We start from the raw sequence: 14,260 nt of genomic DNA on the forward strand, positions 1-14,260 counted from the left end.
ATGGTGGTTAGCCCTAAATACTGGACCACTTTTGGATAGACAGTTTTAAATTTTTATTTGTGAAATTGGTGGTTTTAGAAATTTAGAATGTATTCTTTCGTAATTATAAAACATAATATATTGGTTTACATCATTTATAGCTTCATTGAGAGAAAAATATTGATTTGAACCTTTAGGTAGTCATTCTTGAGATAAATGAGAAAATCAGTTTTCAGATATTACATTGCCACCAATATCATAAGGTTGTTTTTTGCTTAAAATTATTTGCTTATCAGCAGCTCAATTTGTGATGTCTTGACAATAAAATTCGTTGGCGTTATCTGAGTGTAAAATAACGTTTTTTACTTGGTTTCAAGAGAATTGTTGATTTATTTTTTCAAGTGCAGGAAGGATTAAATCTTGATAGGATTTGTTTGAACATGTATTATAGCTTACAATATTATTTGAATAAAAATCAATAATTACAAAAAGATATAATCAACCTTCTTTAGTATTTATTTGTTTAGTGTCCATTGATCAAATTTGATTTGAAGAGGTTGTACTTTTATAATCTTTGTTTACTTTATCCATTGTAGGTATTCACTTATTTGGATTTTTTTTGTTTTTAGGATAGTTATTTTTAGTTTGTTTTAATCCTTGAAGATTGTGATCTTTCATAATTTTTCGCATTTGTTTTGTTGATAATTCTAGATTTAAAATAATATGTTTGTATTGTTTTAATCATTCTTTAAATGCTGAAAAAATTCGTAAATAGCCATAAATTTGTCCTTTTCTTGTAAAATGAAATTCAAGTAAAAGTTGGCATAATTCTTGATATTTATGTGTACAATTACTAATTTGATTTTTTTCTTTTTTAATAGGGTTTTGTTTGTTTTTTACAAAATAATATGTTGATCGGTTTAGTTGAAGATGTTGGCAAAGATATCTAATTGAATATTGGTTTTTGCTATCATCAATAATTTGAATTTTTTGTTTGATATTTAACTTGTTAATTACTAATGCTATTTGTTTAATTTTATCCATTATTAAAAATCCTTTCATGTCAAAATTAGTGTTAATTGTATAACACAATTGTTTTTCGAATACATTCAAGTTTTTTTTAAATTAATGGTCTAGTAAAAAGGACTAAGGTTACTTAGCCCTTTTTACTATTAAACAACTAACAATACATCATAAAATTATCTTTAAACTATATGAATATATCATATATTTCTACACATATTAAAGTTATTCTTTTTTAAAAACTTTTAGCAAAAATTATATTAAACTTTATTTATTACTTTTTCTAAAATAATATAGAAATGATGAATATATTATTAATAAATAAAATACTAGAAAACTATATATTAATTAAAAAAGAATACTAACATTAATATTAGTATTCTTTTTTAATTAATAATTTTTCTTCATCTATAACTTATTTCTTTTATTTTTTTTTGCAAAAATAATAGTAATAATAAAAATATCTAATTTACTTAATCTGAAAAATAAACACCATTACTACTTCAAATATATATTTTTTAGTTGCACTATTGAATATTAATTTTTTAATACTAATATTAACTTTAAATTGAAGTTTATCAAAGGTTGATGATCCATAACTTTTTCAAAGATTACCAGTATTATCACCAACATATATACAGTTATCATTATTAATGACAATAGATGTTAAACAATTTGATAATGGATGTAATTGAAATCTAAAAAAATAATTCTTATTATTATCTTTTTTTCAAACTTGCCCTGACATCTCAGTAGCATAAACATTACCTAAATTATCAAATGTTAAATCAGTAATTTTACTACCAGTAGTAAGAAGTTCCTTAAATTTTTGATCACCACCAATAGTTTTATAAATTTGACCATCAGTAGTAGCAGCGTAAATACATTTATCATTGTTATTATCTTTAATTATTGCAGAAATTTTTCCTTTAGTTCCAGGAATAGTTTGCAATCATTTTTGTCCAAATGATTGATAATATGCTTTAACATCATTATCTGTACCCATATAAAGATATTCTTCACCATCATTAGAAGTATAGACTATCATTGATAATAAGTTAAAATCAAATTTTTCAAGTAGGCTACTTAGCCCTTTTTACTAGACCATTAATTTAAAAAAAACTTGAATGTATTCGAAAAACAATTGTGTTATACAATTAACACTAATTTTGACATGAAAGGATTTTTAATAATGGATAAAATTAAACAAATAGCATTAGTAATTAACAAGTTAAATATCAAACAAAAAATTCAAATTATTGATGATAGCAAAAACCAATATTCAATTAGATATCTTTGCCAACATCTTCAACTAAACCGATCAACATATTATTTTGTAAAAAACAAACAAAACCCTATTAAAAAAGAAAAAAATCAAATTAGTAATTGTACACATAAATATCAAGAATTATGCCAACTTTTACTTGAATTTCATTTTACAAGAAAAGGACAAATTTATGGCTATTTACGAATTTTTTCAGCATTTAAAGAATGATTAAAACAATACAAACATATTATTTTAAATCTAGAATTATCAACAAAACAAATGCGAAAAATTATGAAAGATCACAATCTTCAAGGATTAAAACAAACTAAAAATAACTATCCTAAAAACAAAAAAAATCCAAATAAGTGAATACCTACAATGGATAAAGTAAACAAAGATTATAAAAGTACAACCTCTTCAAATCAAATTTGATCAATGGACACTAAACAAATAAATACTAAAGAAGGTTGATTATATCTTTTTGTAATTATTGATTTTTATTCAAATAATATTGTAAGCTATAATACATGTTCAAACAAATCCTATCAAGATTTAATCCTTCCTGCACTTGAAAAAATAAATCAACAATTCTCTTGAAACCAAGTAAAAAACGTTATTTTACACTCAGATAACGCCAACGAATTTTATTGTCAAGACATCACAAATTGAGCTGCTGATAAGCAAATAATTTTAAGCAAAAAACAACCTTATGATATTGGTGGCAATGTAATATCTGAAAACTGATTTTCTCATTTATCTCAAGAATGACTACCTAAAGGTTCAAATCAATATTTTTCTCTCAATGAAGCTATAAATGATGTAAACCAATATATTATGTTTTATAATTACGAAAGAATACATTCTAAATTTCTAAAACCACCAATTTCACAAATAAAAATTTAAAACTGTCTATCCAAAAGTGGTCCAGTATTTAGGGCTAACCACCTAGTTTAAAATTATTACTATCATTATTTTTTATATAAATTTTTGTTTCATTTTTTGTTTCTTTTATAGCTACATAAACATTACCATTATTAGAAGTTGCTATTGCTTGAATAATACCTTCACTTTTAAATATTGGTTTAATATCTTTATTATTTTCACTAATATAATAAATAATACCTTCATCATTAGCAGCATAAACATTGCCTTTTTGATCACTAGTTATTGATTGAATTACACCACTAGTTCCTTCTAATTTTGAAAATGTTTCATGGTTATTAACCAAACAATTTTTAATTAATTTGTTATTAGAAACATGAGTATTAATTGAAAGCATAGTCCCTGAACTAGCAAAAAATGTTATAGTAAACATTGTTAATAATTTTTTAAAATGCATAAGTTATTTTTCCTCTTTTACTTTTTTATTATTTTTTTTAAATATTTATGTTTTTTATTTTATAAATTAATATCTACAAAAGATATATCTTTTATAGATATTAATTTAAGTTTATAATTGAAAAAAAATAATATACAACATTTTTTTAAGTACTCTATTTTTATTAGAAAGTATTAATAAAAAGGACACCTAAAAATATAATGTTTAGTTCTCATCAGTAGTAGTTTTATTTTTAAATGATGAAGAATTATTAACAACCAATTTATTTTTTTTATTTCCAACTTCATTTTTTGCATCTTTATGATCATGTCATCAATTAAGTAACAACGATAATGGTACTAAAATAATAATAAATATTAATAAACAACCAATACTTCATAAAATAGTCATTGGATTAGGATTAATAAGAATTTCTCTTAATCCTTTTATTGCATAACTAAATGGTAAAAAATTATACATTACTTGAAAAAACTTGGGTTCTAATTCAACAGGAAAAGTACCACTTGATGAAGAAAGTTGTAGTATTAAAAGAATAACAATTAAAAATCTACCCAAATCATGATTACGAAACATGTGAGCAATTGATTGAACAACCAAATCAAAAATAATTGCTATTAATCACATGTATAAAAACATTTGTCAAAATCGTTGTCATAAATCAATATTATTAAATAATAGTAATAATGAAGTTACTAAAATTGTTGACTGAATTAAACCAAAAATAATCATTCATGCTGATTTAGCTAAATAGTTTGATCAAAATTTAGTTTTTGGAATATCTTTATTTCTAATAAAAGTAAAAGTTAATAATAAAGTACCTACTCACATTCCAATACACATGAAATATGGACCCAAACCAAATCCATAAGGAGATTTACCTTGACCTTCAATATTAATATTAAAATTAATAAAGTTAATAGGTGCCAATAAAGTATGATTCATTCAATAATCATGTTCTAAAACTTTAATATGTTTAATCTTTTCGTTGCTTGTTACACTATCAATATTATCATTAAATTGTTCAACATGAGGACCTAAACCAGGAACAGCAATTGAAAGAATACCATAAATTTCTTTTAAAATTGGTTGTAAATGCTGATAACCTGAATCAGAAGCATCTTTATCTCAATAATTAAATACTTGATCACTAATAACAACAGGTAAAAACTTACTAAAAATATTATCTTTTAATGCATTTAAAGCAAAATCATTAATTTCACCTAAAATCGGACTAACTTTATATGAAGCTTGTAAACTAATTTTTGGTCTAATAGTAATTTGATTAATAAGATTCCAAATTCTTTCTGGAGTTTTAATATTATCAATAACTACTTTAAAAGCTTGTTTAAAAAAATTATTAAAATCCTTAGTAAAACAACTATCAATAATAATTTCAGTTAAAAAAGTTTTGTCATTTTGATGTTGATAATAACTTTTTCAATCATCATAATAATAAACAGTAAATGTTTTTTTCTCATTGTTAATTTGTAAATCATTAATTTTAAATTCATAAGCACCACTACTATTAGAATTTTCATTATCCAAATTTAAATTATGTCGATTAATAACACGATTAATTCCTACTGCAGAACTATCGTTATTAACTAAAGCAATTGGTAAACGATTAATATTTCCCAATGGATTAAAAAAAGCTCATAAGGCAATAAAAGCATATAAAAATGGAATAAAACATAGTGCAATACTTTTAATAATTGTTCTTTTATTTTTATAAATGTGTTTAGTCCCCACTGCTTTAAAAACCATTTTAAATTCTTGAATAGCAATTTTAAATTTATTTAAAATTTTTAACACTTTGTTACTCCTTAATAGATTATCTTTAATAAATTTAGTTATAATAATATTATAAATACATTTGATAAAAAGGGAGAGAAAAATATTATGTTGCAATTAACAATTAAAGGTAAACCCGTTCATATTAAAAATGAAATAATCAAAGTTGGAGATACTTTATCATTTTCTGCAGTTAATAAAAAAATGGATAATATGAATTTAGAACAATTCAATAATAAATTTAAGATTATTTCTAGTGTACCAAGCATTGATACTAAAACTTGTGCTTTACAAACTATACACTTTAATAAAGAGGCTACTAAATTAAAAGATTTAGTTATCATTACTATTTCCAAAGATTTACCATTTGCTCAAAGTCGCTTTTGTGAAAAACTAAAAATGAATAATAATTTTCATATTTGAAGTGATTATCGTAATAATGAAAATAATTTTAGTAATACTACTAATTTATTAATTGATGAAATCCAATTATTAGCACGTACTATTAGCATTGTTGATAAAAATAATAAAGTTATATATTTACAAATTGTTAAAGAAGTAACATTAGAACCAAACTATGATGAAGTTCTAAAATTTATTAAAACTTTAACATAAAAAAAGTTAGGTAATACTTATTTTAAAAATATTACCTAACTTTTTTTATTTATCAGTAGACTTTTAAAAGGGAATGTTTAGTAATCTGTGTGACTTACAAAAATAACTATGTTTAATTAATTCTAGTAAATATAATTTATATATCTAGAAAGAGTGAGTTACAGATGGCTAAAAAAGATAATCTTAATAACAATGTAATAGCCATAAATTTGTCCTTTTCTTGTAAAATGAAATTCAAGTAAAAGTTGGCATAATTCTTGATATTTATGTGTACAATTACTAATTTGATTTTTTTCTTTTTTAATAGGGTTTTGTTTGTTTTTACAAAATAATATGTTGATCGGTTTAGTTGAAGATGTTGGCAAAGATATCTAATTGAATATTGGTTTTTGCTATCATCAATAATTTGAATTTTTTGTTTGATATTTAACTTGTTAATTACTAATGCATTTGTTTAATTTTATCCATTATTAAAAATCCTTTCATGTCAAAATTAGTGTTAATTGTATAACACAATTGTTTTTCGAATACATTCAAGTTTTTTTTAAATTAATGGTCTAGTAAAAAGGGCTAAGTAGCAAGTAGCAAGTAGCAGGCATGTCAGAGGCAATACAATCAGTTTATCCTAAAACTGAACATCAATTATGCATAGTTCATCAAATTAGAAATAGCTTAAAATATGTTTCATACAAACATCGAAAGTCTCTAGTTATCGATTTAAAGCCAATTTATACAGCATGTAGTGAAGAACAAGCAATGCAAGCTTTAGAATCATTTGAAAGTAAATGAAATAAACAATATACACAAATTGCTAAATCTTGATATAAAAATTGAGAAAATTTAATGGTTTTTATTAGTTATCCAGCAGAAATTAAAAGGGTAATTTATACTACAAATGCTATTGAATCTGTTAATAGCCAATTACGAAAAGTTATTAGAAATAAAAAAGTTTTTCCTAATGATATGGCAGTTTTTAAAATTTTTTACTTAGCAATTGAAAATATCACAAAAAAATGAACATTGCCTATTCAAAATTGAAATACAGCAATTGCTCATTTTATGATAAAATTTGAAGACAGAATTAATCTGAACTAGTACTTTGTAAAACAAAGAAACACAGATTACTAAAAAGCCTCAATCTTCTCTGTCTTTTTGTGATTATTACTGGTTCAAAATTACTATTACGATCTCTTGGTACATCAATTTCAATTTTACCTTGTTGAGTTATTAATTTTTTTGATGTTGTACCATTACGAACATTGTCATTATTACTGCGTTGATTTCTTTCGTGTCCTAAATAATTTTGCATCTCAGAATTCAACATTTTTTCTACCAATCGTTTAGTTAATTCTTTATATAAGCCTCCCTCTTTAAAAACTGTTGTTAAATCCTCAGTATTTTCTAATAATAAATCTACTGCTTTTGATATTGGATCATTGTTATTAAGATTATCTTTTTTAGCCATCTGTAACTGACTCTTTCTAGATATATAAATTATATTTACTAGAATTAATTAAACATAGTTATTTTTGTAAGTCACACAGATTACTAAACATTCCCGCAAAATTTTCATTAATAGCATTCATTATTATTTCTTTACCTTTTTGCATTAATCCTTTACCAGTTAAATATTGTTTTTGAATATGTTGTAATTTAGCAATATTATTATTTGTAATATGTGTCATTATTTTTTTATGAATTACTGGTAAATTAGTTAATTTTTGTAAAACTTGTTGAAATTCAGATAATTCTTTTTGAGATTTGCCTTGTCCTAATACTTTTGACATTAATTGATTTTTAAAATGAACATTGCCTATTCAAAATTGAAATACAGCAATTGCTCATTTTATGATAAAATTTGAAGACAGAATTAATCTGAACTAGTACTTTGTAAAACAAAGAAACACAGATTACTAAAAAGCCTCATGTTGTAATTTAGCAATATTATTATTAGTAATATGTGTCATTATTTTTTTATGAATTACTGGTAAATTTGTTAATTTTTGTAAAACTTGTTGAAATTCAGATAATTCTTTTTGTGATTTACCTTGTCCTAATACTTTTGACATTAATTGATTTTTTAATATTCCTGCTGGATTTTTTAAAAAACTATTAAATAATGAATTACTTTTTTTAAATTTTTCTATTAATTCAGCAGTTTGTATATCACTAACAGCAGTTTCTAATATCATTCTTAAAAGTAATATAATAGGCATTTAAATTACTTCTTTGTAAAAGTTACTTGTAAAGAACCATCATATAAAGTTTTACCTTCAACATTAGCACTTGTTGCTGTTAAATCTGAAAAATTAGCATTACCTTTAACATAATTAGGATTTTTAGCAATAACTGCTTTTTCTACTTCATCTGCTGTTGGAGTATCACCAGCCATAGTAATAGCACCTAAATTAGTAAATTCAATTGCTGTAGCAATATCTATACTTGAAGTAACTGTAAATCCTTTAACTAAATCTGGACGTAATGCTTTACCTTCAGAAACTAAAAATTTATGAAAATTCTTAACATTACCATTAGTTTGTAAAACAAAAATATTATCTTGACCACGATTAAATGGAAATGCTAATGCTTCTTTATGAACCAATACTGCATCACATCCTAAAAAATTAAATCCTTCTTTTTTATCAATAGTTCCAATTGGATAATTTCTACCTAATCAAGGACATTCTACAATTTTAATACCACCAATTTCTACAATTTTACCATCTTTTAATGATTGACTTGCACTATCGCTACCTAATGTAGTTGTTGATAATAATACTAATGGTTTAAAGAAACTAGATACTCATAATGTATAATCTTCTTCATCTGTACCAATATATTCATCAGTAATTCTTGCTTTTAATGTTGCTAATGTATTTGATATTTTTAATCATAATAACATTCTATAATCATCAATTTTTGGTGTACTTGGTAATGCAATTTTAATAATGTCATTATCTTTTGCTGTTTTAACGGCTAATGCTAATAATTTTGCTACTAAATATGTTTCTACTGATTTTGCTTTTGCATCAATTCAACTTGATGCTAAACTATCTGATACAAGAACATTACCATCTTCATATTTTGCACCTAAACGTTTTAAATCAAGTGTTTCTTCTTCAAAAGTAATTTGTTTCTTTTTATCTAATAAAATTTGTTCAACTCTTGTTGCTGTTAAATCATTAGCACCAGCACCAGCATCATAATCATCTGTAAGATTTCTTTTTGTAATATTATAAATAGCAGTACCAGCATCTAATTGTTCTCTATTTTCTATTGTAGCATTAATTAATGCTACTCTTTTTGATAATAAAACTTTTAAATTTTTAATATATTTTACTGATAAATCTAATTTACCCGTTGGATTACTTGGGTCATTAATTGTTGTTGATTGTGTTGTAATAATTGCCATTTTATTTATCTCCTTCTATATTAGCCTAATAGTCAATCTTTAACTAATTGTGGCATTTAATTTATTAATGTTTTATAATCATTAATTACATTTTGTAACATATCAACATCAGTAAATTTAAAACAATTATCAATATGTAATTCAAAATCCCTATCAATTCTAATATCTTGTTTTCTATATTTTTCATTAAATTCAATTTTTGTCATATTAACCTACCATTCCTATTTTTCTAGTATCTACTTCATCTTCTTTTTCTTCTTTAAATTTATCTTTTACATCTAAAGAAGAACTAATATTTGTATCTTTATTTTTATTAAATAAATGTGGAAAATCTTTATTTAATAATGATAATTCTTCATCTATATCTTTTTTATCTCCAAGATATCTTTTTAATAAATTAATATTTTCCTGTGATAAATCATATTTTTTATAACTTTCACTATGTCTAATTTCTCTATCTTTATCGGTTTTTTCTTTATATAAAGCATTATATTTTTCTTCTAATTCTTTATATTTATCTTCTAAAGTTGGATCTTTAGATTCTTCAGTTTCTGATTCTTTTTTATCTTCAGCTTCAGATTCTTTTTCAGTATTTTCTTCTGATTTTACTTCTTCTTTAGTTTCTTCTTGTTTTTCAGTTTTTTCTTTTTCTTCCATACTATTACCTTCTTTCATTTCATTTTCATTTAACATAATTACCACCACCTTTCTAAGTTGAACTTTTAGGATTAATTACCAATGATGTAGTCTGTAAGTTTCAATTGGCATTAGCAAATCCAGGTTTGAGAATTTTTGTAGGTGCATCAAATGTAGTTATAAATTGATATTCAATTATAATTAAATTATCATCTTGACTTTCATATGCTTTTGTTTTAAAAGCCATTATTTTAAATCATGTTGATGAAGGTATTGTGTGACCACTACTTGGAGTATCATTTGTTCATAATAAATCATTAATATATATATTATTTAATCTTTCTGCATTGGTTAAAGAAGCAGTTTGACTAATTGGTAAACTAGTACGATTATTTATATTAAATATTCAATTATTATTACTATCATTATGATTTCCAGAATTATTATTATAAATAATATTCTTATCTTGAAAAAGGGCAGTATCATTTTGGTTATCTGGTAAATTACCAATATCATTTAAATTTATTTTAATAGGTGTAAATCAACTTTTTGAATTAGTATAACTCGGATTATCTGGAGAAAAATTTCAATTATCCTTCATATTTAATGTAAAATTAAATGTTATACTTTCATAATCTTCTTTAAATTTATCAACATTATCATAACCATATTGATTTATATAAATTCCAATACTATTATGAAATTTACCTTTAACATCTTCTAAAGTATGTGGTTTCATTTGAAAAATATCATTTAGTGATGATTCTAATGTTCTATTAATGTTATTATTAATCCTATATTGACTTTGATTACTTAAATCAATAAATATAGGATGTGCTCTTTCTATTAATGGTGGTGGTTGTATTGCTTGTGGATAATTAAATGGTTGGTCAAATTTAAAAGTATTATTTGCTAAAATAAATGTATTTTGAATTAATCTACTATTATTACTTGCTTTACCAACTGTTTGATAAGTACCACTTCAAATACTAAAATTATCATTAACAGCACCACTTCTATTATCTGGCATACTATAAAATGTTATTTTAAAATTACTTTTACCTACAACTTTAATATCAATCATATCAATTGCTCATTTTACTATATTAGTATTAGTAAAATCTGGTGCTTGTAATAATGATGTATCAATATCATCTTTTGCTAATAAATTAACTAAATCTTTATTTTTAATATCTAACTGGCCTAAATTTACTGTTTCTTGTACAGTATTATCATTAAATGATTGATTATTAATATCAAACCTTGCCATTGATAATTTATCAGTTAAATTAAATGTAAATGATGTCATATGACTTGCTGAACCTAATGCTGACTGAATATCATCCGGTGTTTCATTTCTAAATACATCAAGTGGTATAGGATTACCACTAGGTGGTGTGGAATATAATAATGTTGTATAAAAATTATATAATTCAGCAGAAATTAAACCATTTATGTAATTAAATTGAGGTATTAATAAATTACTTGATAATTTAGCACCAATATCTAAACCACCAACAAAAGCATTCATAAATGAACCAAATATTGGTATAGTATTAAGATTAATTTTAATAGTTTCTCTAATTGTTAACGGTATTTCACTAATAGGATTATATATAAAATAATGTAAAGCATTTATAGTATTTAATTGCTTAAATTTATTATTATTCATATTATAATGAGTATTACCAATAAATTTTTTATTATTTTTATTATAATATTGAAAATATGGATTACCAGCAGTTGCATAATTATAATCTTCTATTTCAGCACCATTTAAAAAATTATTATCTCAATAATTTACTAATCTATTTGATACATCAACTTTATTAGTATTTTTAGTTTTTTCAACATTAGTTCTTAAATGACCTTCATAATGTTGAGTTGCACCATCATCATACAATGGTAATATATCTTTTCTTCAGTCTGTATAACCATCCATAACACTCTGTCCTTGAACAGTTAATACATAATTAGTTTCTGGTAATGCTTGAAAACTTACTGGGTCATAAGTTGAACATTGATATTGTCATGGAAATAATAATTTACTTGGATATTGTCGATATTTATGTTGTTTAGTATTAATAGGATTATTATCAATATCTCTACCTCATAATGCTATTGAAATAGGTTTTACTGAACCATAAAAAGATATTTGACAATGTGTTACTGGTAATGGAGTTAAATAATTATCATCTAAAACAATATTATTATTTTCATCTAATGCTGGTAATGCTACTGGGTCGCCTGGGGCACCTAATTGTACATATTGATTAATTGCTAATCCACTATGTGCTAATTTATCATTTAATGAACTAAAAGTACATTGAATATATGCTAATTCTTTATTTTCATTATTATAAGTTTTACTAGCAACTTCAAGAATATATCATTGTCTATCAACTTTAATTGATTTATCAGTATTTATAACTTTATTAATTTCTGGAATCATATATAACTTATATAAATTTGAAACAATATTATTAATAAAATTAAAATTCTTTTTTTCATTTGGAATATTAATAACTACATTTTTAATTGCTTGTTCTTGAATAAAAGCATTATTTGCTGGTGTTGCTGAATAAGTAATACCTAATTGGTCACTTAAAATATTTCCATAAAATACATCACCAATTTGTAATTGTTTATATGCTTCATCTCGATTATCTTTATTTTGAATAGGATAATAAGAATGGTCTCATACTGCTTGTATTGCTTCTCTACCAGTAAAGATTTTACTAAATGAAGTATAATCATTAGGAATACTAGTTGGTGGTTTATATCCCGTTTCTGTTGAATTTATAGCACCTAAAATAATAGTAAAAGGACATACACGAAATTGTAAATCTTTATTTTGTGTAAAATCTTTTTCAATTTCACCTGTACTTTTTCATACAGTTTTAATTAATTGATGATTTATTTTCGGTATCATTTTTAGTTTCTCCTAAAAAAGTATTATTAAATTCAATTTCTTCTTTTTGATATTTTCTATTTTCATCAATAATTTGTTGTGCTTCTTCTTCACTAACACCATATCTTTTAACAATAATTCTTTTAATATTAGTAATTCCTAATCTTAATTCTACTTCATCAATTTCAAGTGATTTTAATCTATCTGTAATAGTATTTTCTTTAATTTCAAATGTTCATTTAGATTTATCACCATCTAAACCCATTAATATAAAACATCTTTGAAATATTTCATTTCAATCACTTTGATTTAAAGTTCTTTTAATTCTTGTAGTTTCCATATCTCTTGAATTAGTAATTAATACTTCTGCTTCAGTTTTTTGACTTGTAGTATCATTTACTGGACTATAGCCACTACCTTCAAATGCTTTATCAATAATAAATTGTATAAATTCTGCATATTTATCTAATATTGGACTACCTTGTAAAATAGCAATTGGTGGTGTTCCACTAGTACTTCCTAAACTTCTTAAATTTGCTTGTAAAATAAATTTACCTATTAATTTTTTTAAATCAAAAGCAGTTTTAGATTGATTTATTTCTTGTTCAGTAATATCTAAAAATACACGAGTAACATTATATTCAAGTTCATGTTCAATTGATTCAAATGTTTTATTTAACAATTGTTGTAATCTTTTAATTGGTGTCATATCTGGATAATAATCACCAATAACTCCACCAAAGAAATTCTTTTTAGGTAAATTTTGCATAAATTTAACTGGAATAATACCTAAATTATGATTTTCTATTAATGGTAATTGTAAATCATCACTTATTTGTTTTTGTAATCCATCTAAAATAACAAAATCACTAGTAAAATATCTAATTATTTAATTTCTAGTATATGTTGTTTTAACATAAATACTTTGGTCATCATATTGTACTCTTGACCAAGTACTAGCACTATATTCAGTTTCTAATACTCTAGCTACACGAGATTGAGCATATGGTTGAGCAAAATTTAATGCTATTCTACCAGTTTTACTTCTATCAATTTGAACAATACTATAACCATAACCAGATTTAATATGACAATCTTGATAAAATAGTGAATCAAAATTATTTCATTCTTTTAATTTTTCAATTGCATCTTTATATTCTTTATCTTCACTTGTTAAAGTATAACCATTACCTCATAGTAATTTTGAAGCATGATTTGCTATAATCTCTTGAAGATTTATCATACATCAACTAGGAGTTAATATTTCAGTATTATGATTATTCATAT

16 protein-coding genes and 2 pseudogenes are annotated in these 14,260 nt (G+C 23.5%); 4 read left to right on the forward strand and 14 right to left on the reverse strand.

What is annotated here, in order from left to right:
* Positions 1–45 precede the first annotated feature (45 nt).
* Complete coding sequence (locus SPIRDC1_RS02440) at positions 46–1,041, reverse strand: IS3 family transposase (RefSeq protein WP_174479968.1); 996 nt, start codon at positions 1,039–1,041, stop codon at positions 46–48.
* Between the two features lie 430 nt (positions 1,042–1,471).
* On the reverse strand, positions 1,472–2,050 hold the full coding sequence (locus SPIRDC1_RS02445) for a WD40/YVTN/BNR-like repeat-containing protein (RefSeq protein ID WP_174480375.1): 579 nt from the start codon (positions 2,048–2,050) through the stop codon (positions 1,472–1,474).
* Between the two features lie 126 nt (positions 2,051–2,176).
* Here SPIRDC1_RS02445 and SPIRDC1_RS02450 point away from each other — a divergent pair, with 126 nt between their 5' ends.
* Positions 2,177–3,172, forward strand: coding sequence for an IS3 family transposase (locus tag SPIRDC1_RS02450; protein ID WP_174479968.1), 996 nt, complete (start codon positions 2,177–2,179; stop codon positions 3,170–3,172).
* Between the two features lie 34 nt (positions 3,173–3,206).
* On the opposite strand, the gene SPIRDC1_RS02455 is transcribed toward SPIRDC1_RS02450, so the two are convergent.
* Together SPIRDC1_RS02455 and SPIRDC1_RS02460 are read right to left on the reverse strand one after the other, a co-directional pair.
* Positions 3,207–3,608 carry a hypothetical protein gene (locus tag SPIRDC1_RS02455; RefSeq protein ID WP_174480376.1) on the reverse strand — a complete coding sequence of 134 codons (402 nt, stop codon included), beginning with the start codon at positions 3,606–3,608 and terminating at the stop codon, positions 3,207–3,209.
* A 204-nt stretch (positions 3,609–3,812) separates the two neighbouring features.
* Complete coding sequence (locus SPIRDC1_RS02460; RefSeq protein WP_174480377.1) at positions 3,813–5,420, reverse strand: YhgE/Pip domain-containing protein; 1,608 nt, start codon at positions 5,418–5,420, stop codon at positions 3,813–3,815.
* Between the two features lie 87 nt (positions 5,421–5,507).
* Here SPIRDC1_RS02460 and tpx point away from each other — a divergent pair, with 87 nt between their 5' ends.
* Positions 5,508–6,014 carry a thiol peroxidase gene (gene tpx / locus SPIRDC1_RS02465; protein ID WP_174480378.1) on the forward strand — a complete coding sequence of 169 codons (507 nt, stop codon included), beginning with the start codon at positions 5,508–5,510 and terminating at the stop codon, positions 6,012–6,014.
* 158 nt (positions 6,015–6,172) lie between these two features.
* On the opposite strand, the gene SPIRDC1_RS02470 is transcribed toward tpx, so the two are convergent.
* A complete protein-coding gene (locus tag SPIRDC1_RS02470) occupies positions 6,173–6,379 on the reverse strand; it encodes a hypothetical protein (RefSeq protein ID WP_174480379.1) in 207 nt (68 codons plus the stop codon).
* A 223-nt stretch (positions 6,380–6,602) separates the two neighbouring features.
* Between SPIRDC1_RS02470 and SPIRDC1_RS02475 the strand changes: the two are divergent.
* Positions 6,603–7,109: pseudogene (locus tag SPIRDC1_RS02475) on the forward strand (IS256 family transposase); the annotation flags it as partial.
* On the opposite strand, the pseudogene SPIRDC1_RS02480 reads toward SPIRDC1_RS02475, so the two are convergent.
* Both SPIRDC1_RS02480 and SPIRDC1_RS02485 read right to left on the reverse strand, forming a co-directional pair.
* A pseudogene (locus SPIRDC1_RS02480) lies at positions 7,099–7,479 on the reverse strand (transposase); the annotation flags it as partial. The pseudogenes SPIRDC1_RS02475 and SPIRDC1_RS02480 overlap by 11 nt on opposite strands.
* 58 nt (positions 7,480–7,537) lie before the next feature.
* The gene (locus tag SPIRDC1_RS02485) at positions 7,538–7,801 is read right to left on the reverse strand and encodes a hypothetical protein (RefSeq protein ID WP_174480382.1); all 264 of its coding nucleotides are present in this window, start codon (positions 7,799–7,801) and stop codon (positions 7,538–7,540) included.
* Between SPIRDC1_RS02485 and SPIRDC1_RS10210 the strand changes: the two genes are divergently transcribed.
* Positions 7,776–7,898, forward strand: coding sequence for a hypothetical protein (locus tag SPIRDC1_RS10210; RefSeq protein WP_255495899.1), 123 nt, complete (start codon positions 7,776–7,778; stop codon positions 7,896–7,898). The genes SPIRDC1_RS02485 and SPIRDC1_RS10210 overlap by 26 nt on opposite strands.
* 29 nt (positions 7,899–7,927) lie before the next feature.
* Here SPIRDC1_RS10210 and SPIRDC1_RS02490 read toward each other — a convergent pair whose 3' ends face one another.
* The 7 genes from SPIRDC1_RS02490 to SPIRDC1_RS02520 form a co-directional block, all read right to left on the reverse strand.
* A complete protein-coding gene (locus SPIRDC1_RS02490) occupies positions 7,928–8,230 on the reverse strand; it encodes a hypothetical protein (protein ID WP_174480383.1) in 303 nt (100 codons plus the stop codon).
* 5 nt (positions 8,231–8,235) lie between these two features.
* Positions 8,236–9,426 (reverse strand): hypothetical protein, encoded by a 1,191-nt coding sequence (locus SPIRDC1_RS02495; RefSeq protein ID WP_174480384.1) that lies wholly within the window; start codon positions 9,424–9,426, stop codon positions 8,236–8,238.
* Positions 9,427–9,482: 56 nt separating this feature from the next.
* Positions 9,483–9,632, reverse strand: coding sequence for a hypothetical protein (locus SPIRDC1_RS02500; protein ID WP_174480385.1), 150 nt, complete (start codon positions 9,630–9,632; stop codon positions 9,483–9,485).
* A 1-nt stretch (position 9,633) separates the two neighbouring features.
* A complete protein-coding gene (locus SPIRDC1_RS02505; RefSeq protein ID WP_174480386.1) occupies positions 9,634–10,119 on the reverse strand; it encodes a hypothetical protein in 486 nt (161 codons plus the stop codon).
* 16 nt (positions 10,120–10,135) lie between these two features.
* A complete protein-coding gene (locus SPIRDC1_RS02510; RefSeq protein ID WP_174480387.1) occupies positions 10,136–12,994 on the reverse strand; it encodes a hypothetical protein in 2,859 nt (952 codons plus the stop codon).
* The gene (locus tag SPIRDC1_RS02515) at positions 12,963–13,742 is read right to left on the reverse strand and encodes a hypothetical protein (RefSeq protein WP_174480388.1); all 780 of its coding nucleotides are present in this window, start codon (positions 13,740–13,742) and stop codon (positions 12,963–12,965) included. The genes SPIRDC1_RS02510 and SPIRDC1_RS02515 overlap by 32 nt, the downstream gene beginning before the upstream one ends.
* Before the next feature lie 120 nt (positions 13,743–13,862).
* Positions 13,863–14,258, reverse strand: a complete 396-nt coding sequence (locus tag SPIRDC1_RS02520) for a hypothetical protein (RefSeq protein WP_174480389.1) — start codon at positions 14,256–14,258, stop codon at positions 13,863–13,865.
* Positions 14,259–14,260 lie beyond the last annotated feature (2 nt).

It is taken from the genome of Spiroplasma endosymbiont of Danaus chrysippus, from assembly GCF_902809815.1.
GTDB lineage: Bacteria > Bacillota_I > Bacilli_A > Mycoplasmatales > VBWQ01 > Spiroplasma_E.